The organism is Halioglobus maricola, assembly GCF_009388985.1.
Taxonomy (GTDB): domain Bacteria; phylum Pseudomonadota; class Gammaproteobacteria; order Pseudomonadales; family Halieaceae; genus Halioglobus; species Halioglobus maricola.
The window spans coordinates 4,277,350-4,300,252 of record NZ_CP036422.1; the positions used below are offsets into that span (position 1 = coordinate 4,277,350).

Consider the following 22,903-nt stretch of genomic DNA (forward strand, 5'->3'; position numbering starts at 1 on the left):
CAATGCTGCGCCTGATTATGCTCCCCATCGACAGAGGTATGTACCCGTGAAAATCGCGATCCTGGCAGGTGGCTTTGGCTCCCGCCTGGGTATAGAGACCGAGAGCAAGCCCAAGCCCCTGGTGGAAATCGGCGGCCGCCCGATTCTCTGGCACATCATGCATGGCTTCCAGCGCTGGGGCTTGGATGATTTCGTCATTGCCCTGGGCTACAAGGGCGACATGATCAAAAAATATATGGCGGACTACGCTCGTCTCCACGGCAACCTCAGGATCGAGCTCGGTAACAACGAGATTCATCACCACGACGCACAACCCTTAGATTGGAATGTTGAGTTGATCGAAACCGGGCAACGTACCCAGACCGGCGGTCGTATCCTCAGGCTCAAACCATTCGTAGGTAATCAGACTTTCATACTTGCGTGGGGTGATGGCTTGTCTACTGTAGACGTGGATGCCCTCCTCCAGTTTCACCAGCAACATGGCAAGCTCGCAACCGTTACTGCTGTGCGTCCCCCGGCGCGCTTCGGCCACCTGGAATTCGAGGGAGATCGCGTGGCGGAATTCTCCGAGAAACCACAGACGGCCGAGGGCTGGATCAACGGCGGCATTTTCGTTCTGGAGCCCGGCGTGTTCGAGTATATCGAAGGCGATGACACACACTGGGAACGGGAACCCATGGAGAATCTGGCCCGCGACGGCCAACTGATGGCGTATCGTCACGAGGGCTTCTGGCAGTGTTTGGATACCCCTCGCGACCTGGCCCTGCTGAATCGGCTATGGAATTCAGGAAGCCCGCCCTGGCAGGCCGCGAAGCCCCTCTGAACATTCTCGTCACCGGCCACCGTGGATACATCGGCACCTGCCTGGTGCCGCGCCTGACTGCCCGTGGATTTAATGTCACAGGCTGCGACAGTGACCTTTATGCAGGTTGCGACTTCGGCCCACTGCCAGATGCCATTCCCGCCTTTGACTGCGACTATCGCGACCTGTCCATCGAACAGTTGGCTCCCTTCGATGCCATTGTGCATCTCGCTGGACTCTCCAACGACCCGCTAGGAGAGCTGGACCCAGCCCTGACCGACGACATCAATCATCGGGGAGCCGTAGGTTTAGCCCGCAAGGCGCGCGACGCAGGGGTCCAACGCTTCATATTTTCATCTTCGTGCAGCACCTATGGCGCAGCCGGTGAAGCGTTCATTGATGAGAGCGGGGCCTTCCATCCGGTAACGGCCTACGGTCGCTCCAAGGTCGATGCAGAGCGTGGCATCGCTAAACTGGCCTCTGATTATTTCAGCCCCTCCTTCCTCCGCAACGCCACCGTTTACGGCTATAGCCCGCGTATGCGGTTCGATCTGGTGGTGAACAATCTGGTCGCATGGGCCTACACATCAGGCCGTGTGCTACTCAAGAGTCGCGGCACCGCCTGGCGCCCGCTCGTTCATGTGGCCGATGTCGCCGATGCGTTTATCGCCACACTGGATGCCCCCCGAGCGGCAGTCCATCTAAAGGCGCTGAATATCGGGCGCAGCAGTGAAAACTTTCGCGTGTGCGAAGTGGCCGACATGGTTGCCAGAAGCGTGCCGGATAGCCGCACGGATATGGTACCGGAAGCCACAGCTGACGCACGCAACTACCGGGTAAACTGCGATCTGGCAACCAGTGTCCTCACCACCTGGAAACCACGGTGGACCGTGCCAGACGGCATCGAAGAGGTCTATCGGGCTTGCATTGAGTTCGGCCTTTCTGCAGATGAGTTCGAGAGCCCCAAACTGCAACGGCTCGCCCATCTACAACTGCGTCTTCAAACAGGTGAACTCCAGGCTGACCTGCGCCCCTCAAAGGTAGCAGGTGAATGCTAGCCAAACCCGACTCTGCTCTGGAATCCCAGGCCAGCGAGGCTACCTGCCGGAGCTGCGGTCAAAGCGGGCTCGTCGCTATCCTGGACTACGGCGATATGCCTCCTTCCGACCGGTTTCTACAGCCTGGAGAACAGACCAATCCAGCACCGTTAGCGCTGGTCTTCTGTCGAAACTGCGCTCTGCTGCAATTACTCACATCGCCACCGGCCAACGCGCTGTTTGGCCCCGATTATCTGTACCAGTCTTCCTGCTCTGAGAGCTGGCTGGAGCACGCCCGCAAGAACGCCGAGGAATTGATAGCGCGCCTCGCGCTCAGCGAGGGGGACCGTGTTATCGAACTTGCCAGTAACGATGGGTACCTGCTGCAGTTCTTTAAGCAGCGGGGGCTCGCCGTGTTGGGAGTAGACCCTGCCCCTGTGCCCGCCTCCATCGCCAACGACCAGGGCATAGAGACTCTACAGCAGTTTTTCAGCCAGGCCCTCGGGGCCAGTTTGCAAGCCCGGGGCGTACAAGCGAGGCTGGTTATTGCCAACAACGTGATCGCCCACGTGGAAGACCCACACGACTTTATTCGCGGTGTGCGCGAAATTCTCGCGCCCGGGGGAACCTGGGTAATCGAGTTTCCCCATGCCCGGGCGCTGGTGGAGGGCTGCGCTTTTGACACCGTTTACCACGAACACCGCTGCTACTTTTCCCTGCATTCACTCAAGGCGCTGCTAGCGATACACGGCTTTGAGATTACCGACATCCAGCAACTCAGCAGTCACGGGGGTTCGCTAAGGGTGTTCGCTACTCTGGAGGGCGAGCCCTCCACTGCAGTGCTCGAGTTGCTGCAACAAGAGTCTTTGGAGAGAGTCACTTCAGCTGACTTCTTTTTGGATTTTGCGCAATCTGCCCTGGCCAAGTGCGACGACATCGCCGGGCTGATCAATCGCCTGGCGGCAAAAGGTCATCGCATCGCGGCGTACGGGGCCGCGGCCAAAGGAACAATATTGTTGAATTGCATCGGGCAAGCGAGTGATCACATCGAGTTCGCCATAGACAGAAATCAAAACAAACACGGACGCAGCATTCCCGGCGTTAACATTCCGATACGCGCGTGCAGCGACACGGCGCTCACCAACATTGATTACCTCGTGCTGCTGCCCTGGAATCTCGAGCGTGAAGTTCTGCAACAACAGCAGGAGTATCAACAACAAGGTGGCCACTTCATCGTGCCGCTACCTGATGTTCGGGTCGTGAAGGGAAACCAGACTTGAGCCTGTCGCCCTGCCCCTGCTGTTATGCCTCCGAACTGGAGATTTTCTACAGCGCCGGCACAGTACCCGTGCACAGCACACTTTTGATGCGCACTCGCGAGGCTGCGCTGGACTATCCCAAGGGGAGCCTGGAACTCGCCGTCTGCCACGCGTGTGGCTTTATCACCAACCTCGCTTTTGAGCGGGGTCGGCACGAATATTCGCACGACTGCGAAGAAAGCCAGGGCTGCTCCCCCACCTTCAGCCGGTGGCTGCAAGAGCTGGCTGCGCAGCTCGTAGAGAACCACGACATACGCCACAAAACCGTTCTGGAAATTGGTTCAGGCAAAGGAGAATTTCTCGAAGCCATCTGCCGAGCAGGTGACAACCGGGGCTTCGGCTATGACCCTGCCTACGTGCGCGGTCGCCACGATTCCCAAACCACCGGCTCACTGGATTTTATCCCCGAATTCTGGGACGCCAGCAAAGGTATTCACGATGCTGAATTCATAGCCTGTCGCCACACGCTGGAGCATATTCCTGATGTAGCTGACTTTCTCGCACAGTTGCGCGAGGCAATTGCATCGCGAATTGATACGCTGGTGTTCTTCGAAGTACCCGACGTCATGCGCGTGCTAAAAGAGTGCGCGTTCTGGGACATCTACTACGAACACTGCTCCTATTTCAGCACCCGAAGCCTCGAGCGCCTGTTTCAACGCAACGGCTTTGACGTACTGGAATGCGCTCTAGATTACGACGATCAATACATCATGCTGTTGGCACGACCGATCGCTAGTCCTCCGGTCGCCGCAACGGACCCCGCGCTGGAGCTAGCAGCTAGTGACCACTACCGCGATCACTGGGCAAAAAATAGCATCCACTGGCAGGCATTTTTACAGCAACGTCTGGAGCGAGAACAGGCCGTGGTGCTTTGGGGCGGCGGGTCAAAAGCCGTTGCTTTCCTGACCCGCATTCAAGGGAGCGCGGCGATAAAAACGGTGGTCGACATCAACCCACACAAGCAGGGCGCCTACATGCCCGGCACAGGTCAGCTTGTCATCGCACCAGGAGAGCTAAAGGAAAACCCGCCCCATACCGTTATTGTCGTCAATCCCATCTATCATGGGGAAATTGAAGCGATGCTGAGCGAGCTTGGCTTACAACCTGAGATCGTCTGCCTACAAGGCTAAAACGATCGCAAAGCGCTAAGGTGCGATCTCGGTGAACCGCGCCCATTTATCCTGAAAGCGCACCACCGCTCGCGGTGTAGCTTCGCCCGTGCCCGCCGGGCGCAAACCGGGAGCGTGAGCAACAATATTGTCCAGGATCTGTTCCTGATCCGGATCAGTATCCACCAGCATGACGTGCTTGCCCCTGCGCAGGGCCGGCTCAAAACGCGCGAAATCGGCATGGGGTTTGCCGATCCCTATGAGGCCCCCTTCCCAGGTACAAAATCCCAGCAATACAATCGCCAGGAATATCGAAGGCACCCAGGTGTAGTGAGCGCTGAAACCCGTTACCCAGGCGAGCACCAGCACAGTTGAGGCTAAAGCTACACCTACCAGAGCACCTCGCTCCGTGCCCCGAACGACATCTTTCTTCAACACGGCTTCTACATCATTCAAACGCCGCTCGGAAATACCGGCATCGTTGCGACTGAGGACATGAATCTGGGGTGTAGTGAACCCTGCTTGCTGCAGGTCGGTAGAAACCAGCTGAAGCTGGTCGAGGTTATCGCTGACAAAATAGTGACGCTTCATGGGCAATCTCCTGTCTCGATTAAGCAGAGTATAGATTCTGACTCAGGAATCGCCAGTTCAGGCGATGATCAGAAAAAAATCACATCCAAAATCTCGCTGTTTTCTATAGTCAGGAGTACTCGCAGGAGAGAGATCCCGCGGGAAACATGGAGGAAAGTCAAAATGGATCTATTAAAAACACTGTTAATAACTTTTTTGTTGATGCCAGCCCTGGCGCTGGCTGATGAGCGCACGAAAGACGAGACTGTCTACATGCTTGCGGTGGCTGACTACGAGGGCTACCCGGATCCGGTTGTAGGTTGTGAGTGGGCAGCACCCTATCTGTTCGCGGAGCCCATAGGAGGTGCAGTTGCTAATATCTATACGACTGTCACCGATCCGGAAACCGGAATCGTAAGCCCGGGCGATACCGTCGTCGGCGAGCTTTGGGTCTGTGTCGATGAAGGTGGTGAATTCGTCGGCCCCGGTACACGGGTGGGCTACTCTCAAGGCGAGGCCTACTTCATTGATCTGGGTGGAGTTCAGATGGGCGCACTGGGCACAGTAGAGACTGCCACGCCCTACGGGTTCCCTGAAGATCTACCGGGAACGTATGTATTCGCCACGTCCGCCGCTGTCGTGCTACTTGAAGATGGCGTGCCCGGAGAGCCTATCGGGGCACTTGCCAGCACCTATCTGCAAGTTCCTCGCAGCCAGGCCGATTACCCTCCCGTTAACTACATGTCCCTGCGACTGTATACGCCGCGGGATTTAGTCCAAGAGGCCGCAGAAGAAGCGCTTGAATCGGCCGTGGAGAACTGGGGTTGGGATAATTAGTAAAAAAAAGCCCCGGGGATACCGGGGCTTTTTCGAGAACACTTAACGGGATGGACGCTTAGCCGCGGCCAGCCCGATTTTTCATCTTACGCAGAGTAGCCAGCTGAGCTGCCGCCTCGGCAAGCTGGGCTGAAGCGCGACCGTAGTCGAACTCGCCAGACTGATTGGTCAGTGCCTGCTCAGCTTCCTTACGCGCTTCCTCGGCAGCTGCCTCGTCTACGTCGTCTGCGCGCAGCGCAGTGTCAGCCAGAATGGATACTACGCCGGGCTGCACTTCCAGGAAGCCGCCAGATACGTAATACACTTGTTCGTCACCACTCTGGGTGACAACACGTACCGGACCGGGCACCAGGGAGGTCAGCAGCGGCGCGTGGCCGTAACTGACACCCAGCTCACCCTCGCTGCCGGTAGCTACCAGCAGCTCAACCAGGCCGGAGTAGATTTCTTCCTCGGCGCTGGCGATGTCGCAGTGAATGGTCATTGCCATGGTAATGGCCTCTCTAAAGGCTGCTTAACTTACAGTTTGCTGGCTTTTTCGACGGCTTCGTCGATGCTGCCAACCATGTAGAAGGCCTGCTCAGGCAGGTGATCGTACTCACCAGCAAGAATGCCTTTAAAGCCTGCAATCGTGTCCTTCAGGGATACGTACTTACCGGGAGAACCGGTGAATACTTCCGCCACGTGGAAGGGCTGGGACAGGAAACGCTCGATCTTACGCGCGCGGTCAACTGTCTGCTTGTCTTCCTCGGACAGTTCGTCCATACCCAGGATCGCAATGATGTCCTTCAGCTCTTTATAACGCTGCAGCACGTTCTGTACACCGCGAGCAGTGTCGTAGTGCTCATTACCGATCAGCAGAGGGTCGAGCTGACGAGAGGTAGAATCCAGCGGATCTACCGCGGGGTAAATACCTTTCGCTGCGATGTCGCGAGACAGTACAACGGTCGCGTCCAGGTGAGCAAAGGTGGTAGCAGGCGACGGGTCGGTCAAGTCATCCGCCGGTACGTATACCGCCTGGATAGACGTAATAGAACCAACCTTGGTAGAGGTAATGCGTTCCTGCAGAACACCCATCTCTTCCGCCAAAGTGGGCTGGTAGCCTACCGCGGAGGGCATACGACCCAGCAGTGCCGATACTTCGGTTCCCGCCAGGGTGTAACGATAGATGTTGTCGACGAACAACAGAACATCACGACCTTCGTCACGGAATTTCTCAGCCATGGTCAGGCCAGTCAGTGCTACACGCAGACGGTTACCGGGGGGCTCATTCATCTGGCCGTATACCATGGCCACCTTGGACTCAGTAAAGTTCTCGACGTTTACAACGCCGGACTCCTGCATCTCGTAGTAGAAGTCGTTACCTTCACGAGTACGCTCACCTACACCGGCAAATACTGACAGACCGGAGTGCTGCAGTGCGATGTTGTTGATGAGCTCCATCATGTTTACGGTTTTACCAACACCGGCACCACCGAACAGGCCGATCTTGCCGCCCTTGGCGAACGGACAAACCAGGTCGATAACCTTAATGCCGGTTTCGAGCAGCTCTTCAGCAGCAGCCAGCTCATCGTAAGCCGGGGCTGCACGGTGAATGGGAGCACGCTCCTGTTCGCCGATAGGGCCACACTCGTCGATGGGATTACCCAGCACGTCCATGATGCGGCCCAGAGTTTCCTGGCCGACAGGCACGGAGATCGGTGCATTGGTGTTTTCAACCGTGAGGCCACGGGAAAGACCTTCCGAAGAACCCAGTGCAATCGCACGTACCACACCGTCGCCCAGCTGCTGCTGAACTTCCAGGGTGGTGTCTTTCTCGGTGATCTTCAGGGCATCGTATACCTGGGGCACGGCGTCACGTGGGAATTCCACGTCGATTACCGCGCCGATAATTTGTACGACTCGTCCGCTACTCATGTTCGGATCCTCTTTAATAAAATTCTGTCTTTGGCCTTCCCACTAAAAAGCGAAGACCTAAAATTTGTATCGCCTAGCTGCTAATCGCCGCCGCGCCACTCACAATCTCAGACAACTCCTGGGTGATCGCCGACTGACGTGCCTTGTTGTAGATCAACTGCAAATCATCAATCAACTCGCCGGCATTATCTGTAGCATTCTTCATTGCCAGCATTCGCGCGGCCTGCTCACAGGCGCCATTCTCTACCACGCCCTGATACACTTGAGATTCGATGTAACGTGTCAGCAGAGCTTCCAGCAGTTCCTTGGCATCTGGCTCGTAGATGTAATCCCAATGGTGCTTCATCTCGTCCGACTCTTTCGGCTCCAGCGGCAGCAATTGCTCCACGGTAGGCGTCTGGGTCATGGTGTTGACGAACTCATTGCTCACCAGGAACAAACGATCAATCTTGCCTTCTGCATAAGCGTCCAGCATGGTTTTAACACCGCCGATCAGGTCCTCGAGTGAAGGCTCTTCACCCAGATCTCGCACCGCGGCAATGACGTTGCCGCCATAGCTGTTAAAAAATGCTGCGGCTTTAGCGCCGACCAGAGACAGGTCGATATCAACGCCCTGCTCATTCCAGACCTGCATGTCCTTCATGGTTTTCTTGAACAAGTTAATGTTCAAACCACCACAGAGGCCTCGATCAGTGGAAACAACGATATAGCCCACGCGCTTCACTTCGCGCTGCTCCATGTACATGTGCTTGTACTCGGGAGCGGCATTGGCGATGTGGCTGACCACGGCGCGCATGCGGCGGGCATAAGGCTTGCCCAACTGCATGCGATCCTGAGCTTTGCGCATTTTCGACGCAGCTACCATTTCCATGGCACTGGTGATCTTCTGCGTGCTCTGGATGCTCGTGATCTTGGTGCGGATTTCTTTTCCGGCTGCCATTTAAGCGTCCTCGGGATTTACCAGGTCTGGGTTGACTTGAACTTGTCGAGCAGCGCCTTGAAGGAACCCTCGATTTCGTCGTTCCAGTTGCCGCTCTCAACGATACCGCTCATCAGATCGCCCTGTTCAGCATGGGCGAAAGACAGCAGCGCGTCTTCGAAGTCCAGAATCTTGGCAACATCAACATCGTTCAGGTAACCGTTGTCAGCAGCGTAAATCACCAGGCCCATCTCGGCGATGGAGCGGGGTGAGTACTGCTTCTGCTTCATCAGTTCGGTAACCGCTTCACCGTGGTCCAACTGGGCCTTGGTAGCGTCATCGAGGTCAGAAGCGAACTGGGAGAATGCTGCCAGCTCACGGTACTGCGCCAGTGCGGTACGAATACCACCGGACAGCTTCTTCATAATCTTGGTCTGGGCTGCACCACCTACACGGGATACAGAGATACCGGCGTTCATCGCCGGGCGAATGCCCGCGTTGAACATATCGGCTTCCAGGAAGATCTGGCCGTCGGTAATGGAGATCACGTTGGTCGGTACGAACGCCGAAACGTCGCCGGCCTGGGTCTCAATCACGGGCAGTGCTGTCAGGGAACCAGTCTTGCCTTTAACTTCGCCGTTGGTGAACTTCTCGACGTAGTCGGCGTTAACACGCGCGGCGCGTTCCAGCAGACGGGAGTGCAAGTAGAACACGTCACCTGGGTATGCTTCACGGCCGGGAGGACGACGCAGCAGCAAGGAGATCTGGCGATAAGCCCAGGCCTGCTTGGTCAGGTCATCATAAATGATCAGGGCATCTTCACCGCGGTCGCGGTAGTACTCGCCCATGGTGCAACCGGCGAAAGGTGCCAGGTACTGCATCGCAGCGGGATCGGAAGCGGTCGCAGCAACAACGATGGTGTGTTCCATCGCGCCATGCTCTTCCAATTTACGCACTACAGCCGCTACTGAAGAAGCCTTCTGGCCTATCGCGACATAGACACACTTAATGCCTGAGCCTTTCTGGTTGATGATCGCGTCAACCGCAATAGCAGTCTTACCGATCTGGCGGTCGCCAATGATCAGCTCACGCTGGCCGCGGCCGATAGGCACCATGGCGTCAACCGCCTTCAGGCCAATCTGGACTGGCTGATCAACCGACTGACGAGCGATAACACCAGGAGCTACTTTCTCCAGTGCGTCGGTCATGCCAGCGTTGATGGGGCCTTTACCGTCGATGGGGTTACCCAGCGCATCTACCACGCGGCCCTGAAGTTCCGGGCCTACGGGTACTTCCAGAATACGGCCAGTACAACGACAGCTCTGGCCTTCTTTCAGGCCTTTGTAGTCGCCGAGTACAACCGCACCGACGGAGTCGCGCTCAAGGTTCAGCGCCATACCGTAGACGCCGCCTTCAAATTCAATCATCTCGCCGTACATCACTTCGGCAAGACCGTGGATACGAATAATACCGTCGGTTACGGAAACCACAGTACCTTCGTTGCGAGCTTCAGACGACACATCGAGTGAATCGATGCGCGACTTGATGATCTCGCTAATCTCAGATGGATTCAGTTGCTGCATGCTCTGTTCCTCAATCCTAATGCTAGGAATTCATTGCTTCGGCGAGCTTGTTCAGCCTGCCGCGCACGGAGCCATCGATCACTAGATCACCGGCCCGAATTAATACGCCACCCAGAAGTTCAGCATCCGTAGATGTGCTGACCTTCACTTCGCGCTCGAGTTTTTTGCCCAGTACATCCGCCAGTTTGCCAGCGGTGGCGTCGTCCAGATCGAAGGCAGAGACGACTTCTACGTCTACCGACTTCTCAAGATTCGCCTTGAACAGTTCGAACTGGGCAGAAATTTCCGGCAGAAGCGACAAGCGCTTGTTGTCGGAAAGAATACTGACGAAGTTCTTAACCTCAGCACCCGTTGCATCGCCACACACCTCATTGAGGGTGTTAGCTTGCTGTGCGTCGGTCAGGGACGGGTTGTCCAAAACCAGTTCCATGCCCTCGGCCGCGGCTACCGCAGCGACAGTGGTCAGTTGTTCCGACCACTGCGCAAGCGCGTCTTTCCCGCGAGCGTATTCAAACGCTGCCTTGGCATAGGGGCGTGCCAGTGTGCTTAGTTCAGCCATAGCTCCCTCGCTATTACAGCTCTGTAGCCAGCTTGTCGACCAGCTCCTTGTGAGCTTCCTGGTCGATTGCTGCACCCAGAACCTTTTCAGCGCCGGCCAAAGACAGGGCGGCAACCTCGCCACGCAGTGCTTCGCGTGCGCGGTTGGATTCCTGCTCAATCTCAGCCTGTGCAGAAGCTTTCACACGATCAGCTTCAACAACAGCTGCGTCCTTGGCTTCTTCTACCAACTGATTGGCGCGCTTGTTGGCGGCGTCTACGATGCCTGAGGCCTCTTCCTTGGCTTCTTTCAGGCGTTCTACTGCCTTCTCTTTAGCCAATTCAAGGTCGTGGCTGGCGCGATCTGCGGCAGCCAGGCCATCGGATATCTTCTGCTCGCGCTCTTGCATAGCAGCCAAAATGGGCGGCCATACGAACTTCATGCAGAACCACACGAAGGCGACGAAGGCGATCATCTGGCCGATAAGCGTAAGATTAATGTTCACGCTGTGTTCCTCACCGGTTAGCGGGGCTTCTATTTAAAGAAACAGAATCCCCTGGTTAGCCTATACCTTATGCACCAACACCGGGGGCAACAACGAAGATCAGGTACATCGCGATACCAACACCAATAATGGGGATCGCGTCTACCAGGCCAGCGCCCAGGAAGAAGGTAGTCTGCAGCTTGGGAGCCAGTTCAGGCTGACGTGCAGAGCCTTCAATCAGCTTTCCGCCGAGCAGGCCAACACCGATAGCGGCACCAAGACCACCCAGACCCATCATGATGGCGGCAGCAATAATTACGAGTTCCATGCGTTTCTCCTAGAGTGTAATAAGAATCAAAGGGTTAAAGTTAAAGTAAATTAGTGATCTTCATGGGCCATGCTGAGATACACGATCGTCAGCACCATGAAGATAAATGCCTGCAGGGTGATTACCAGGATATGGAAAATCGCCCAGCCCATTTGCATCAGGCCCGCCGGCAGCATCCAGAGGAAACCTGCTCCGAACAAGGCGGCAATAAGAATAAAGATCATCTCGCCGGCGTACATGTTGCCGAACAATCGCAGGCCGAGAGAGAAGGGCTTGGCGAGAAAGCCAACCACTTCCATAAACAAGTTAACCGGGATGAAAATCGGGTGGTTGAACGGGTTCATCGTCAGCTCTTTGACAAACCCGAAGCCTTTAACCTTGATGGAGTAGTAAAGCATCAGGATAAAGATACCCAGCGCCATACCCATGGTGATGTTGGGGTCGGTGGATGGCACGATTTTCTGGTATTCAACACCCAGCAACATCAGCGTGTGCGGAATGAGATCTACCGGGATGAGATCCATAAGGTTCATCAGGAATACCCAGACAAAAATAGTCAGCGCAAGCGGCGCGACCAGCGGGTTTTTGCCGTGGAATGTGTCTTTGACTGTGTTGTCGACGAACTCGACGATCATCTCAGCAAAGGTAACAAAGCCGGAAGGCACGCCAGCCTCAGCTTTCTTAGCCACCGAGCGGAACAACAGGCAAAACACAATGCCCAGGCCGATAGACCAGAGCATGGAATCAATGTGAATCGCCATAAAGCCCATGGCCGATGCCTCGGCACCACCGTGAGCCATCGTCCAAACACCACCATCGGCCACGACTGAACCGTCGTAGCGCTCAAAGCCACCGGGCAATTTGCCGTAGGTAAGGTTGGTCAGGTGGTGGACAATATATTCAGAAACTGTCTGTGTTTCGCCTGAAGCTGCCATCTATAGGACTCTTGCGTCTATTCTCTGATCACTGGCTGCGTGTAAGCAGCAGCCAGCTACCAATAATCTGTATTGTGAGCATCGCCAGATAACCGGCGAACACTGCCAAGCCGTTGATCGGCCTAATCGCGGCAAAAACAACCGCGAAACCCGCCACACTCAGCAAAAACTTGCCGATTTCTCCAGCGTAGCTGGACTGGGCGATTGCCCTGGCTGATTTTGCACCGCGCCAGCGAAACGCCAGGTGAGCAAAATAGGCCTGAGGAACAATGGCCACCAGGCCTCCCGCTGCCACTGACCATGCGACCACCTCGTCGTACGCCAACAATGCGAGGCATCCGAACAAAAGAACCGCCAGTTGAGTCAGAGTGATGCGGTGGACGGGAGGGCGTGCTATCTCAGCACCAGGCATAAAGCCTCACTTTACTCCCCAAACCAATAGCCACACGGGTTTGATCCTCTATCAAGGGCGCGCGCATTATAGGGGCAATAACAGGTGGGTTCAACCAGACTATGGCCGCTATTCAGAGATCAAATATCCGCCGTTCGCTACACGATCGCCACCAGATACCGTGGCTTTCGCTGCACTTATGGGCGCAATCCCCTATTTAGTGCTCAATATTTTTTTGCACCCCATATCATGGGCGCAACTGGGCCGAGAAACCCTACTTGATGTGGGCCAATATGCCGTCCAGCTCATCCAGGGAACTATAGGACAATACCAGCTTGCCCTTACCTTTCGCTGAATGCTGAATTTGTACCTTGGTCCCCAACCGCTGGGACAAGTCGTCCTGCAGGTGGCGAATGTTCGGGTCCAATCCTTTGGGGACCGCCGCCGGCTGCTCTTTTACCGCAAGCATGCTGCGCACCAACGCCTCGGTCTGGCGCACACTCATGCCCTTGCCAACCACCTGACCTGCCGCATGCGACTGGTCGCCACCGTCCAGCGCCAGCAATGCCCTGGCATGCCCCATCTCGAGGTCACCGTGTTCCACCAGGCGGCGTACATCCTCCTGCAGGCTCATCAAGCGCAGTAAATTGGTCACCGTGGAGCGGGATTTGCCTACTGCATCAGCCACTTCCTGCTGAGTCAGTTCAAATTCCTGTTGCAGGCGCTGCAGCGCGATGGCCTCTTCAATCGGGTTCAGGTCTTCACGCTGAATGTTCTCAATCAGGGCCATGGCGATAGCCGCTTCGTCAGGCACTTCTCGAATCACCACGGGAATAGTGTCCAGACCCGCCAACTGGGTCGCGCGCCAGCGGCGCTCTCCTGCGATAATCTCGAACTTCTTGTCGGATATCGGCCGCACCACTATGGGCTGCATCACCCCCTGCGCCTTGATACTGTCAGCTAGCTCCTGCAGGGATTCGGGCTCCATGTCCCGACGGGGCTGGTATTTGCCACGCTGGATCAGATCAACCGGAAGCTCTTTCAGGGTCTTGTCCAGGGTGGGTGCATCGGCCACGCCTGCCTCACCACTTTGGACCGCCGGCTGTTGCTGTGCGGCGGCGCCCAGCAGGGCATCCAGCCCACGTCCCAAATGTCGTTTTTTACCTGACATTACTCTCTCCTCAGGTCAGCAGGTTGGGGCTCAGGCCGGGGGCCTCAGCGGCCGCGATTTTTTCCTCGCGCCGGATCATCTCCCCCGCCAGGGCCATGTAGGCCTTGGAACCACGGGAGTACTTGTCGTAATACATGGCCGGCACGCCGTGACTCGGCGCCTCCGCCAGGCGGATATTGCGGGGCACTACTGTGCGATACACCTTTTCGCCGAAATGCTTGTGCAGCTGACTCGACACCTCGTTGGTCAGGCTATTGCGAGGGTCGTACATGGTGCGCAGGATACCCTCGATCACCAGGTCCGGGTTCACCGAGGACGCGATTCCATTGATGGTTTCCACCAACGAAGAGAGGCCTTCCAGGGCAAAATACTCACACTGCATGGTAATGACGACGCCATCCGCCGCAATCAGGGCGTTCAGAGTGAGCATATTCAGAGAGGGTGGGCAGTCAATCAGCACGTAGTCGTAGTGAGCGTCGACCTCCATCAGGGCCGCACGCAACCGTGCTTCCTTGTTCTCAACCTCCAGCAGCTCTACTTCCGCCGCCGTCAGGTCACCATTGGCAGGCAGCACGTCGAAGCCGGCTTCGCTGGTTTGCTGTCTGATCTGGATAACAGGCGCGCGGTGAACGAGCACATCGTAAATAGTGCGATCGAGTGAGTACTTGTCGATGCCGCTGCCCATAGTGGCGTTGCCCTGGGGGTCGAGGTCTACCAGCAGTACCTGCTTCTTCATGGCGGCAAGGGACGCGGCCAGGTTGACGCAGGTCGTGGTTTTTCCCACCCCACCTTTCTGGTTCGCTATTGCGAGAACTCTTGCCACACTCAACCCCTGGTCTGTTATGTCTTTGCGTTGCTAGAGCAACGTCATATCCACCAGGTGGCGCTGCTCGTCCAGCCCTGGCACATGCAATTCATGTACACATTCCAACTGGCACTCAGCTGCGACGGCGGCAATTTCCTTCTCCGGATAGGCGCCTTTCATAGCGAGAAAGTGGCCGTTTCGGCCTAACAGGTGGCGGCAACCGCGCACCATGTCCTCGATTGAGGCGAACGCCCGCGACAATACCGTGTCGAAGGGAGCCTCCGGCGCAAAGGATTCAACGCGCGCCTGGTGAACTGTCATATTATCCAAGCCCAGCGCAGTTTTCACCTGAAACAGGAAGCGAGTCTTTTTACCGTTGCTGTCTAGCAGGTGAAATTCGCGCTCCGGGAACAATATCGACATAGGAACCCCCGGAAGACCTCCGCCTGTGCCGACATCGATCAGGCGTGAACCGCGAATACAGGGTGCAATCGCCAGGCTGTCGAGCAAATGTCGGGTCACCATCTGGGCCGGGTCGCGCACGGCGGTCAGGTTATAGGCCTTGTTCCATTTGATCAGTAATTCGAGGTAGGCCAACAGCTTCGCCTGGGCCTGGGCGTCCTGCGCAACACCGAGTGTGTGGCAGCCTGCCTTCAGCTGGGACGCGAGGGCTTTGTCTAATGCGGCAGACAAATCAGGCGAGCTGGCGCGAATCGCCGGCAACCGCCAGGGCGCCGCGCTTCTTCAGGTAGATCAACAGCAGTGACACTGCCGCCGGTGTGACTCCCGGAATGCGCCCGGCACGGGCCAGAGTCTCCGGACGGGCTTCGCCAAGAGTCTGCTTCACCTCGTTGGAGAGGCCGTCTACCTGATCGTAGTCCAGGTCAGCTGGCAGGGCGGTATTTTCGTAGCGTCGCAAGCGCGCTACTTCATCCTTCTGGCGATCGATATAGCCGGCATACTTGGCCTGTATCGACACCTGTTCCGCAGCCTGGGTGTCCGCTGTGGGCTCACCTTTTATTGACGCCACGTCGGTATAGTCGAGCTCGGGACGTTTTATCAGGTCCGCGAGGGAATACTCCCGGGTCAGCGGGCTGGAAAGCTTGGCCGCCAGTTGTTGCTCTTCGGCGCTACCTGGATGCACCCAGGTCGTGGCCAGGCGCTGGCTTTCGCGCTCCATGGCCTCGCGTTTCTGTTCGAATCGCTGCCAGCGCGTGTCACAGACCAGACCGAATTCACGGCCCTGTGGCGTGAGGCGCAGGTCGGCATTGTCTTCCCGTAACAGCAGGCGGTGTTCCGCCCGGGAAGTAAACATACGATAGGGCTCGATGGTACCGATCGTGATCAGGTCATCGACCAATACACCAATATACGCCTCATCCCTTCGGGGGCACCAGGGTTCTTCACCGCGAACGGCCAGGGCCGCATTCATACCGGCCAACAGCCCCTGGGCCGCAGCCTCTTCGTAGCCCGTTGTGCCATTGATCTGGCCGGCGAAATAGAGCCCGGGCAAGGCCTTGGTTTCCAGTGAGTACTGCAGGTCGCGCGGGTCAAAGAAATCGTATTCGATGGCATAGCCAGGGCGAGTGATATGGGCATTTTCAAAGCCGACAATGGAATGCACCAGATCGATCTGCACATCAAAGGGCAGGCTGGTGGAAATGCCGTTGGGGTACAACTCCGGAGTAGACAAACCTTCCGGCTCAATAAATACCTGGTGGGAGTTCTTGTCAGCAAAGCGGTGAATTTTGTCTTCAACACTGGGGCAATAGCGTGGGCCTACACCCTCGATCACCCCAGAAAACAATGGGGAGCGGTCCAGACCGGCGCGAATAATTTCGTGGGTGCGCTCATTGGTATGCGTAATCCAACAGCAGCGCTGTTCCGGATGCTCAGAGACATCACCGATAAAAGACATCACCGGTAAAGGTTCGTCGCCCCACTGTTCTTCGAGACCGGCAAAGTTCACACTGCGAGCGTCAATACGCGGCGGAGTGCCGGTTTTCAGGCGCTCAACCCGGAACGGGAGCTCGCGCAGCCGGTCCGCCAGTGCAATAGAGGGTGGATCGCCCGCTCGGCCGCCAGAAGAATTCTCAAGACCAATATGCAACTTACCGCCGAGGAAGGTGCCGGTCGTCAGCACCACACGCGGTGCACGGAATATCACACCCATTTGAGTGATAGCGCCGGCCACGACACCGTTCTCGATCAAAAGGTCGTCCACCGGTTGCTGGAAAATGGACAAGTTGTCCTGCGCTTCGAGAATCTCGCGTATCGCGTTGCGGTATAACACCCGGTCGGCCTGTGCGCGGGTGGCGCGCACGGCCGGGCCCTTGCGGGAATTGAGAATACGGAACTGGATACCCGCGCGGTCAGTAGCTCGACCCATGGCGCCGCCCAGCGCATCCACTTCTTTTACCAGGTGGCTCTTGCCAATACCGCCAATCGCCGGATTACAAGACATCTGGCCCAGGGTATCCACGCTGTGGGTGAGCAACAGGGTGCGACAACCCATGCGGGCAGCTGCAAGGCACGCCTCGGTCCCGGCGTGTCCGCCGCCAACCACTATCACATCGAATGTCTGCTTGAATTCCACTTGGAGCCTGTCCTCTATCGGGGGCGAGATTATACGTGGGGGCGCGCAGGTGTTCAAAAAATGTTCACTGGCAATAGTACGGCCTTGGTCTGGAAAAAGCCCTTGTGTAAAGTATGGTCTCCGGTGGCCCCGACCACCAATAATACCCTGATAGAGACTCACCTATGGATTGGCTCCTCGCCTTGCTCGCCGTCTTTAATATCGCCTCGATGATCGCAATTTTTACCCCGCGGCAGAAACCACGGGACGGCGCGCCCTGGGTCCAGTTTTTTGTCGCCCTGTTGGCCACTGAGCTGAGTTGGCTGTGGTTGCCTATACAGGCGACATTAGCGCTAATTCTGGTGCTGGCCGGCGCAACCGACAGCGGACTAGGCACAATCGCAATGTTCGCACTGCTTGTTTCCTGGAGCGGATTAGTCTGGAGTTTCCTGCAATCTCAAAAAGCCCAACCTGCCCTCGAGGGTGCACTGTTAAAAGGGCTGGGCCACGACTATATGGACTCCATACCCCGGGACCGAATTGACGCTCTGCGTTCAGAGGTTAATTTCAGCGACTGGAAAAACCCGGTCGATTACAAGAAACCCGGTGTTGAAGTCATCAAGAACATTGCCTATGGCCCCCACGGTGTCCGCCAGCAGTTGGATATCTACCGCCCCGAAACCATCCCTGAGGGAGGCTGCCCGGTCGTGTTGCAGATCCATGGCGGCGCGTGGTCCATTGGCGACAAAGCCAGCCAGGCCCTGCCGCTGATGTACCACCTGGCGAGTCGCGGCTGGATCTGCGTGGCGGCTAATTACCGCCTCAGCCCAAGTGTGGGCTTTCCCACACACCTCACCGATTGCAAAAAAGCCCTTTGCTGGATTCGAGAGCACGGCGAGGACTATGGAATGGATACCAGTTTTGTCGCCGTCACCGGCGGTTCTGCAGGCGGCCACCTCACCGCACTGATGGGCCTGACAGCCAACCGTCCCGAGTTACAGGAAGAACACCCTGCAACCGATACCTCGCTTCAGGCAGTTGTCCCTTTCTATGGGGTGTACGACTTTATGGTCCGCTACAACCAGCATCCAAACCGCGAGGCCTACCAGAACTTCGCCAAGGGCAAAGTTATCCACGAAACACCGGAGCAGAACCCGGAGCTGTGGGACCTGGCATCGCCCGTGGCACAGATTCACGCGGAGCTACCGCCCTTTTTTGTACTCCACGGTACCCTGGACAGCCTGGCCCAGCTAAATGACTGCAGGGTATTTATCGAAAAACTGAGAGAGACCTCAAATGGTCCGGTGGCTTACGCTGAGCTGCCCGGCACAGAACACGCCTGGGAAACCATCCACTCATTGCGAACCGAGCATACCATCAACACCGTACACCGATTCCTGGAATGGTCCCTGGCCGAGTTTCGCAGTGAGCAGCAGGATGAATTATGAGGGGAGGCGCTGCTCCAACCACGCGAGCAAGTCACCAAGCACCTCGTCCTGCTCGGGCTCATTGAAGATCTCATGGTAAAGCTTCGGATAAAGTTTGAGCGTTTTGTCTTCGGAACGCACCTTGCCATTGAGATGCTTTGATCCCTCAGCCGAAGTCATGCTGTCTGCCTCGCCGTGCATCAGTAGCAGCGGCAAGGTGATTTTGTGTGCCTCGGCCTGAATAGTATTCATGCCATTAAACAGCTCAGAGACAAATCGCGCCGACATTTTGCCGTGGTGCACTAACGGATCATCATTGTAAGCCGCTACCACCGCCGGATCTCGACTGACGCCTTCTGAGTCCAGTTGCAGCACACCCAGGGAAGGTGTTGTTTTAGACAGCAGCTTGATTGACAACAACTGCCCTTTCCCCGGTTCTATATCTGTCTTGATGGCGGGGCCTGAGAGCGCTGCACCCAGGAATTCATCCTGATATTCAAGCAGGTAGAGGGCGCTGATTAGTCCACCCATACTATGGCCCAGCAGGAACATAGGCACCTTGTCGAAATCCCAACTCACCTGACGACGAAATATCTCCAGCGTATCCAGATAGTGCTGGAATTTTTCCATGTGGCCGTATTCGCCATCTGACTGGCCATGGCCAATATGGTCCAGGGCTGCCACGGCAAAGCCCTTGCCAGTCAATAACTCAGCGACATGGCGATACCGATTACTGTGTTCACCGGCACCGTGTACCAGCAAAACAACTGCCTTCGGTGGGTCTTCCGGGGTCCAGTATTGGTAATAAATGGAATGGCCAGCGGCGCCCTGGAAACGGCCGTCACGATGTTGCATGGGTCAACTCCCTAGCCGAGGTCGGCGATAAAAGTGCGGATTTCTTCCCAGGCCTCCCTGGCCTCAGTCAGATCAGGATAAAACATGTGCCATACGTGCACCACATTGGGCCAGGTCTGCAATTTTGCGACCGATCCCTGGGATACCGCTCGATTGACATAGCGTCTGCCATCGTCACGCAGCATCTCAGACTCGCTGGCATGAACCAGCGTAGGCGGCAAATTACTGAGATCACCGAACACCGGTGACAACACTGGATTGGCAGGAGTTGTGCGGTTCTGGAACCAACCCATCCAGAGCAGAAGTGGGCGCGGAATTTTCGCCAGCTGGCCAAACATAGGGCCGAGCATAGCGTCTGTTTCGATATTTGCCTTCATGCTCGGGGATCCGAGCGTGAGATCAGTGACAGGCGACAGCGCTACCACACCATCAGCTTTACGCGACCCGTGGTCACGACTCCAGGCGCTCATCATCAGGGAGAGGTTTCCTCCCGCCGAATCGCCCGCGATATAGATATGTTCAGGGGCAGACGCACCATCAGGGCCATTTTCTAACAGCCATTCGTATGCCGTCTGGCAGTCTTCAACACCCGCTAGACGGGCATGCTCAGGCATCAATCGATAATCGATAGACAGGACCGTCAGACCGCAGAGATGGGCGAAGTGAGCGGTCACATTCCGATGGCTGCGCGGGCTGCCCATGACGAAACCGCCCCCGTGGATATAGAGCAAACGCCGGTTTGGGTCAGATTCCGGGGCAACCACCCACTCAGCAGGCACTCCCCCGGCATCAACGGGGGTAATCGTGGCGGGCAGGTCGAGGCCTTCTGCCATATTGTCTATATATTCACGTAGCAGCTTCAGCTGTTGCCGGCGAGGTTGCTGACGAATAGGGCCTACACCGACCTTGAGCGACGCTTCAACCTTGCTCCGCTCTTCGCTGGAACCGGATTCGCCCGAAAACTGCTCCCCCGAGTGCGCATCGTACATACCCAGGTCCTCACCACTCAGGTAGAAGCGGCTGACCAACAAAATCACCGCCACAAGACCAACAAGCAACCACAGCCAAAACATGGCTTTTCCTCAATTTATTCGCAGAGGCAGCATTCTCGGACCCCGGCGGCGATGACACAAGTCCCAATGTCTCGTCTTGTCAGCCCCATCACAGATTGGGTAGCATGCAGGGGCAAGCTCAAAAAATGATCAACATGGAGTCAGTATATGTCTGAGTATCATGTGGTACCCCCTTTGCTTGGTCTGGCCGGTCTGGCCGTTGCTTTCATCATTTATCACATTATGGTTCGCCACAATCACGGAGACGGTCTGGTAAAACGGATTGGCGACCAGATTCATCTGGGCGCAATGGTGTTCATGCAGCGTGAGTACAAGATGCTCGGCATCTTCGGTCTGGTTCTGCTAGTGGCAATCTTTGTATCCCCATTGGGCGCCAACACCGCGATCGCGTTTCTCGTCGGTGCGCTGTCATCAGCAATCGCCGGATTTCTCGGGATGTTCGCTGCGACCAAGGCCAATGTGCGCACAGCAGTGGCCGCCCACAATCATGGCCAGGACGCGGCACTGACAGTGGCCTTCTACGGCGGCTCGATCATGGGTTTGTGTGTGGCCTCGCTGGGTCTGATTGGCCTGGGCAGTTTGTATTGGTATTTCGGCGGCGACCCGCAAACCGCCCACGCAATCCATGGCTTCGGCATGGGGGCCTCGGTGGTTGCCCTGTTCTCACGGGTTGGTGGCGGCATTTTCACCAAAAGTGCTGATGTCGGTGCTGACCTGGTGGGCAAGGTAGAAGCTGGCATCCCCGAGGACGACCCGCGCAACCCCGGGGTGATCGCGGACAACGTCGGCGACAATGTCGGCGATATCGCGGGCATGGGCTCGGATATCTTCGAATCCTACTGTGGCTCAATGATTGCCTGTATTGCCATCGCCTCCACCATGGCAATTTCTTCCGAGCAAATGGCATCAATGATGTTCCTGCCACTGTCGCTGGCAAGTATTGGCCTGCTGGCATCGCTGGCCGGCATCCTGATCGTACGTTCCCGCAGCAAGGCCGCACCTGAAGTAGCGCTGCGCACCGGGACGCTCGCAGCCCCGGTTATTTTTGCCGTGATGGCCTGGTTCCTGATCGAGGCGATGGGTCTGGACACCAATATTTTCTGGTCAGTCGTTGCTGGCGCTGTTGGCGGCGTGGCTATCGGCCTGATTACTGAGTACTACACAGGCTCCTCTCCGGTAGAGAAAATTGCCAGATCCGGCGAAACCGGGCCAGCCACAGTCATGATCACCGGGCTCGCTGTCGGCATGCAGTCAGTCGTACTGCCTATTCTCTTCCTCGCCGCCATCATCTGGATATCAACCTCCCTCTCAGGTCTTTATGGTGTGGGCATCTCAGCTGTTGGAATGCTTGCCACTGTGGGCATCACCATGGCCATTGACGCCTACGGCCCGGTGGCCGATAACGCTGGCGGCATCGCCGAAATGGCAGGCATGGGTGAGGAAACACGCAAAATCACCGATGGTCTGGACGAGGTGGGTAATACCACAGCGGCAATCGGCAAGGGTTTTGCCATCGGTGCAGCAGCACTGGCAGCGCTCGCCATCATCGCCGCTTTCGTAGAAACAGTAGAGGCAAACAACCCAGGATTCTCACTGGAGATCTCCAACCCCACGGTATTGGTCGGTATGTTCATCGGTGGCACCGTACCGTTCCTGATCGCATCCATCACAATGACAGCGGTCGGGGAAGCAGCCTTCGACATGATCACTGAAATCCGCCGCCAGTTCCGGGAAATCCCCGGCCTGCTTGAAGGCGAGGCCGAACCTGATACCGCCCGCTGTGTGGATATCGCCACTACAGCAGCGTTACGCAGAATGATTGCCCCTGGCGCGATTGCGGTCACCACTCCAGTGCTGGTCGGATTCGGTCTTGGAGCACAGGCCCTGGGCGGAATGCTTGGCGGTGCGCTGCTCGGATGCGTATTGATGGCGCTAATGATGGCCAATGCCGGCGGTGCCTGGGACAACGCCAAGAAATTCGTTGAGAAAGGAAATTTAGGGGGTAAAGGTTCGGACACTCACGCAGCGACGGTTGTAGGCGATACTGTTGGCGACCCATTCAAGGATACTTCCGGTCCAGCCATGAATATCCTGATCAATGTAATGGCCATTGTCAGTTTGGTGATAGCCCCGCTGCTGTAGGCTTCCTACCCGGGGCGCTCTGCCGTCCCGGTTGTTTCATTGCGGTTACCGCATGGGAGGAAGGTGAACATCCTTGTTCGCAATATTGT

At 56.6% G+C, this 22,903-nt stretch carries 23 protein-coding genes; 7 read left to right on the top strand and 16 right to left on the bottom strand.

Features of this window, described 5'->3' with window-relative positions:
* Window positions 1-46 precede the first annotated feature (46 nt).
* Genes rfbF through EY643_RS19430 form a run of 4 tightly spaced genes read left to right on the top strand, consistent with a single transcriptional unit; the run spans window position 47 to window position 4,288 of the window.
* Window positions 47-823, top strand: a complete 777-nt coding sequence (gene rfbF / locus EY643_RS19415; RefSeq protein WP_153240810.1) for a glucose-1-phosphate cytidylyltransferase — start codon at window positions 47-49, stop codon at window positions 821-823.
* Window positions 778-1,860, top strand: coding sequence for an NAD-dependent epimerase/dehydratase family protein (locus tag EY643_RS19420; RefSeq protein WP_205743106.1), 1,083 nt, complete (start codon window positions 778-780; stop codon window positions 1,858-1,860). Before rfbF ends, EY643_RS19420 begins: the two co-directional genes overlap by 46 nt.
* On the top strand, window positions 1,854-3,119 hold the full coding sequence (locus tag EY643_RS19425; protein WP_153240811.1) for a class I SAM-dependent methyltransferase: 1,266 nt from the start codon (window positions 1,854-1,856) through the stop codon (window positions 3,117-3,119). The genes EY643_RS19420 and EY643_RS19425 overlap by 7 nt, the downstream gene beginning before the upstream one ends.
* Complete coding sequence (locus tag EY643_RS19430) at window positions 3,116-4,288, top strand: class I SAM-dependent methyltransferase (RefSeq protein ID WP_205743107.1); 1,173 nt, start codon at window positions 3,116-3,118, stop codon at window positions 4,286-4,288. Before EY643_RS19425 ends, EY643_RS19430 begins: the two co-directional genes overlap by 4 nt.
* Window positions 4,289-4,303: 15 nt before the next feature.
* On the opposite strand, the gene EY643_RS19435 is transcribed toward EY643_RS19430, so the two are convergent.
* A complete protein-coding gene (locus tag EY643_RS19435) occupies window positions 4,304-4,858 on the bottom strand; it encodes an NAD/FAD-utilizing enzyme (protein WP_153240812.1) in 555 nt (184 codons plus the stop codon).
* Between the two features lie 162 nt (window positions 4,859-5,020).
* Here EY643_RS19435 and EY643_RS19440 point away from each other — a divergent pair, with 162 nt between their 5' ends.
* Window positions 5,021-5,674 (top strand): hypothetical protein, encoded by a 654-nt coding sequence (locus EY643_RS19440; protein WP_153240813.1) that lies wholly within the window; start codon window positions 5,021-5,023, stop codon window positions 5,672-5,674.
* A 58-nt stretch (window positions 5,675-5,732) separates the two neighbouring features.
* On the opposite strand, the gene EY643_RS19445 is transcribed toward EY643_RS19440, so the two are convergent.
* The 13 genes from EY643_RS19445 to mnmG form a co-directional block, all read right to left on the bottom strand.
* Window positions 5,733-6,161 (bottom strand): F0F1 ATP synthase subunit epsilon, encoded by a 429-nt coding sequence (locus EY643_RS19445; RefSeq protein ID WP_153240814.1) that lies wholly within the window; start codon window positions 6,159-6,161, stop codon window positions 5,733-5,735.
* A 29-nt stretch (window positions 6,162-6,190) separates the two neighbouring features.
* Window positions 6,191-7,588 carry a F0F1 ATP synthase subunit beta gene (atpD, locus tag EY643_RS19450; RefSeq protein WP_153240815.1) on the bottom strand — a complete coding sequence of 466 codons (1,398 nt, stop codon included), beginning with the start codon at window positions 7,586-7,588 and terminating at the stop codon, window positions 6,191-6,193.
* Between the two features lie 73 nt (window positions 7,589-7,661).
* Window positions 7,662-8,528, bottom strand: coding sequence for a F0F1 ATP synthase subunit gamma (atpG, locus tag EY643_RS19455; RefSeq protein ID WP_153240816.1), 867 nt, complete (start codon window positions 8,526-8,528; stop codon window positions 7,662-7,664).
* Between the two features lie 17 nt (window positions 8,529-8,545).
* Window positions 8,546-10,090 carry a F0F1 ATP synthase subunit alpha gene (atpA, locus tag EY643_RS19460; protein WP_153240817.1) on the bottom strand — a complete coding sequence of 515 codons (1,545 nt, stop codon included), beginning with the start codon at window positions 10,088-10,090 and terminating at the stop codon, window positions 8,546-8,548.
* Window positions 10,091-10,112: 22 nt separating this feature from the next.
* Window positions 10,113-10,649 (bottom strand): F0F1 ATP synthase subunit delta, encoded by a 537-nt coding sequence (locus EY643_RS19465; RefSeq protein ID WP_153240818.1) that lies wholly within the window; start codon window positions 10,647-10,649, stop codon window positions 10,113-10,115.
* A gap of 13 nt (window positions 10,650-10,662) precedes the next feature.
* Complete coding sequence (locus EY643_RS19470; protein ID WP_153240819.1) at window positions 10,663-11,133, bottom strand: F0F1 ATP synthase subunit B; 471 nt, start codon at window positions 11,131-11,133, stop codon at window positions 10,663-10,665.
* Window positions 11,134-11,200: 67 nt separating this feature from the next.
* Window positions 11,201-11,440 (bottom strand): F0F1 ATP synthase subunit C, encoded by a 240-nt coding sequence (gene atpE, locus EY643_RS19475; protein ID WP_066056712.1) that lies wholly within the window; start codon window positions 11,438-11,440, stop codon window positions 11,201-11,203.
* Window positions 11,441-11,490: 50 nt separating this feature from the next.
* Window positions 11,491-12,375, bottom strand: coding sequence for a F0F1 ATP synthase subunit A (gene atpB, locus EY643_RS19480; protein ID WP_153240820.1), 885 nt, complete (start codon window positions 12,373-12,375; stop codon window positions 11,491-11,493).
* Window positions 12,376-12,403: 28 nt separating this feature from the next.
* A complete protein-coding gene (locus EY643_RS19485; RefSeq protein WP_153240821.1) occupies window positions 12,404-12,787 on the bottom strand; it encodes an ATP synthase subunit I in 384 nt (127 codons plus the stop codon).
* A gap of 253 nt (window positions 12,788-13,040) precedes the next feature.
* Window positions 13,041-13,937, bottom strand: a complete 897-nt coding sequence (locus EY643_RS19490; RefSeq protein WP_153240822.1) for a ParB/RepB/Spo0J family partition protein — start codon at window positions 13,935-13,937, stop codon at window positions 13,041-13,043.
* 10 nt (window positions 13,938-13,947) lie between these two features.
* Complete coding sequence (locus EY643_RS19495; protein ID WP_153240823.1) at window positions 13,948-14,760, bottom strand: ParA family protein; 813 nt, start codon at window positions 14,758-14,760, stop codon at window positions 13,948-13,950.
* Window positions 14,761-14,793: 33 nt separating this feature from the next.
* Complete coding sequence (gene rsmG / locus EY643_RS19500) at window positions 14,794-15,435, bottom strand: 16S rRNA (guanine(527)-N(7))-methyltransferase RsmG (RefSeq protein WP_153240824.1); 642 nt, start codon at window positions 15,433-15,435, stop codon at window positions 14,794-14,796.
* A 1-nt stretch (window position 15,436) separates the two neighbouring features.
* Complete coding sequence (gene mnmG, locus EY643_RS19505; RefSeq protein ID WP_153240825.1) at window positions 15,437-17,338, bottom strand: tRNA uridine-5-carboxymethylaminomethyl(34) synthesis enzyme MnmG; 1,902 nt, start codon at window positions 17,336-17,338, stop codon at window positions 15,437-15,439.
* Between the two features lie 164 nt (window positions 17,339-17,502).
* Here mnmG and EY643_RS19510 point away from each other — a divergent pair, with 164 nt between their 5' ends.
* The gene (locus tag EY643_RS19510; RefSeq protein WP_153240826.1) at window positions 17,503-18,765 is read left to right on the top strand and encodes an alpha/beta hydrolase; all 1,263 of its coding nucleotides are present in this window, start codon (window positions 17,503-17,505) and stop codon (window positions 18,763-18,765) included.
* Here EY643_RS19510 and EY643_RS19515 read toward each other — a convergent pair.
* The gene (locus tag EY643_RS19515; RefSeq protein ID WP_153240827.1) at window positions 18,760-19,599 is read right to left on the bottom strand and encodes an alpha/beta hydrolase; all 840 of its coding nucleotides are present in this window, start codon (window positions 19,597-19,599) and stop codon (window positions 18,760-18,762) included. The two genes, EY643_RS19510 and EY643_RS19515, sit on opposite strands and share 6 nt — an antisense overlap.
* 11 nt (window positions 19,600-19,610) lie before the next feature.
* The gene (locus EY643_RS19520) at window positions 19,611-20,672 is read right to left on the bottom strand and encodes an alpha/beta hydrolase (protein ID WP_153240828.1); all 1,062 of its coding nucleotides are present in this window, start codon (window positions 20,670-20,672) and stop codon (window positions 19,611-19,613) included.
* Window positions 20,673-20,819: 147 nt separating this feature from the next.
* Here EY643_RS19520 and EY643_RS19525 point away from each other — a divergent pair, with 147 nt between their 5' ends.
* Complete coding sequence (locus EY643_RS19525; RefSeq protein WP_153240829.1) at window positions 20,820-22,814, top strand: sodium-translocating pyrophosphatase; 1,995 nt, start codon at window positions 20,820-20,822, stop codon at window positions 22,812-22,814.
* The last annotated feature ends 89 nt before the right edge of the window (window positions 22,815-22,903 follow it).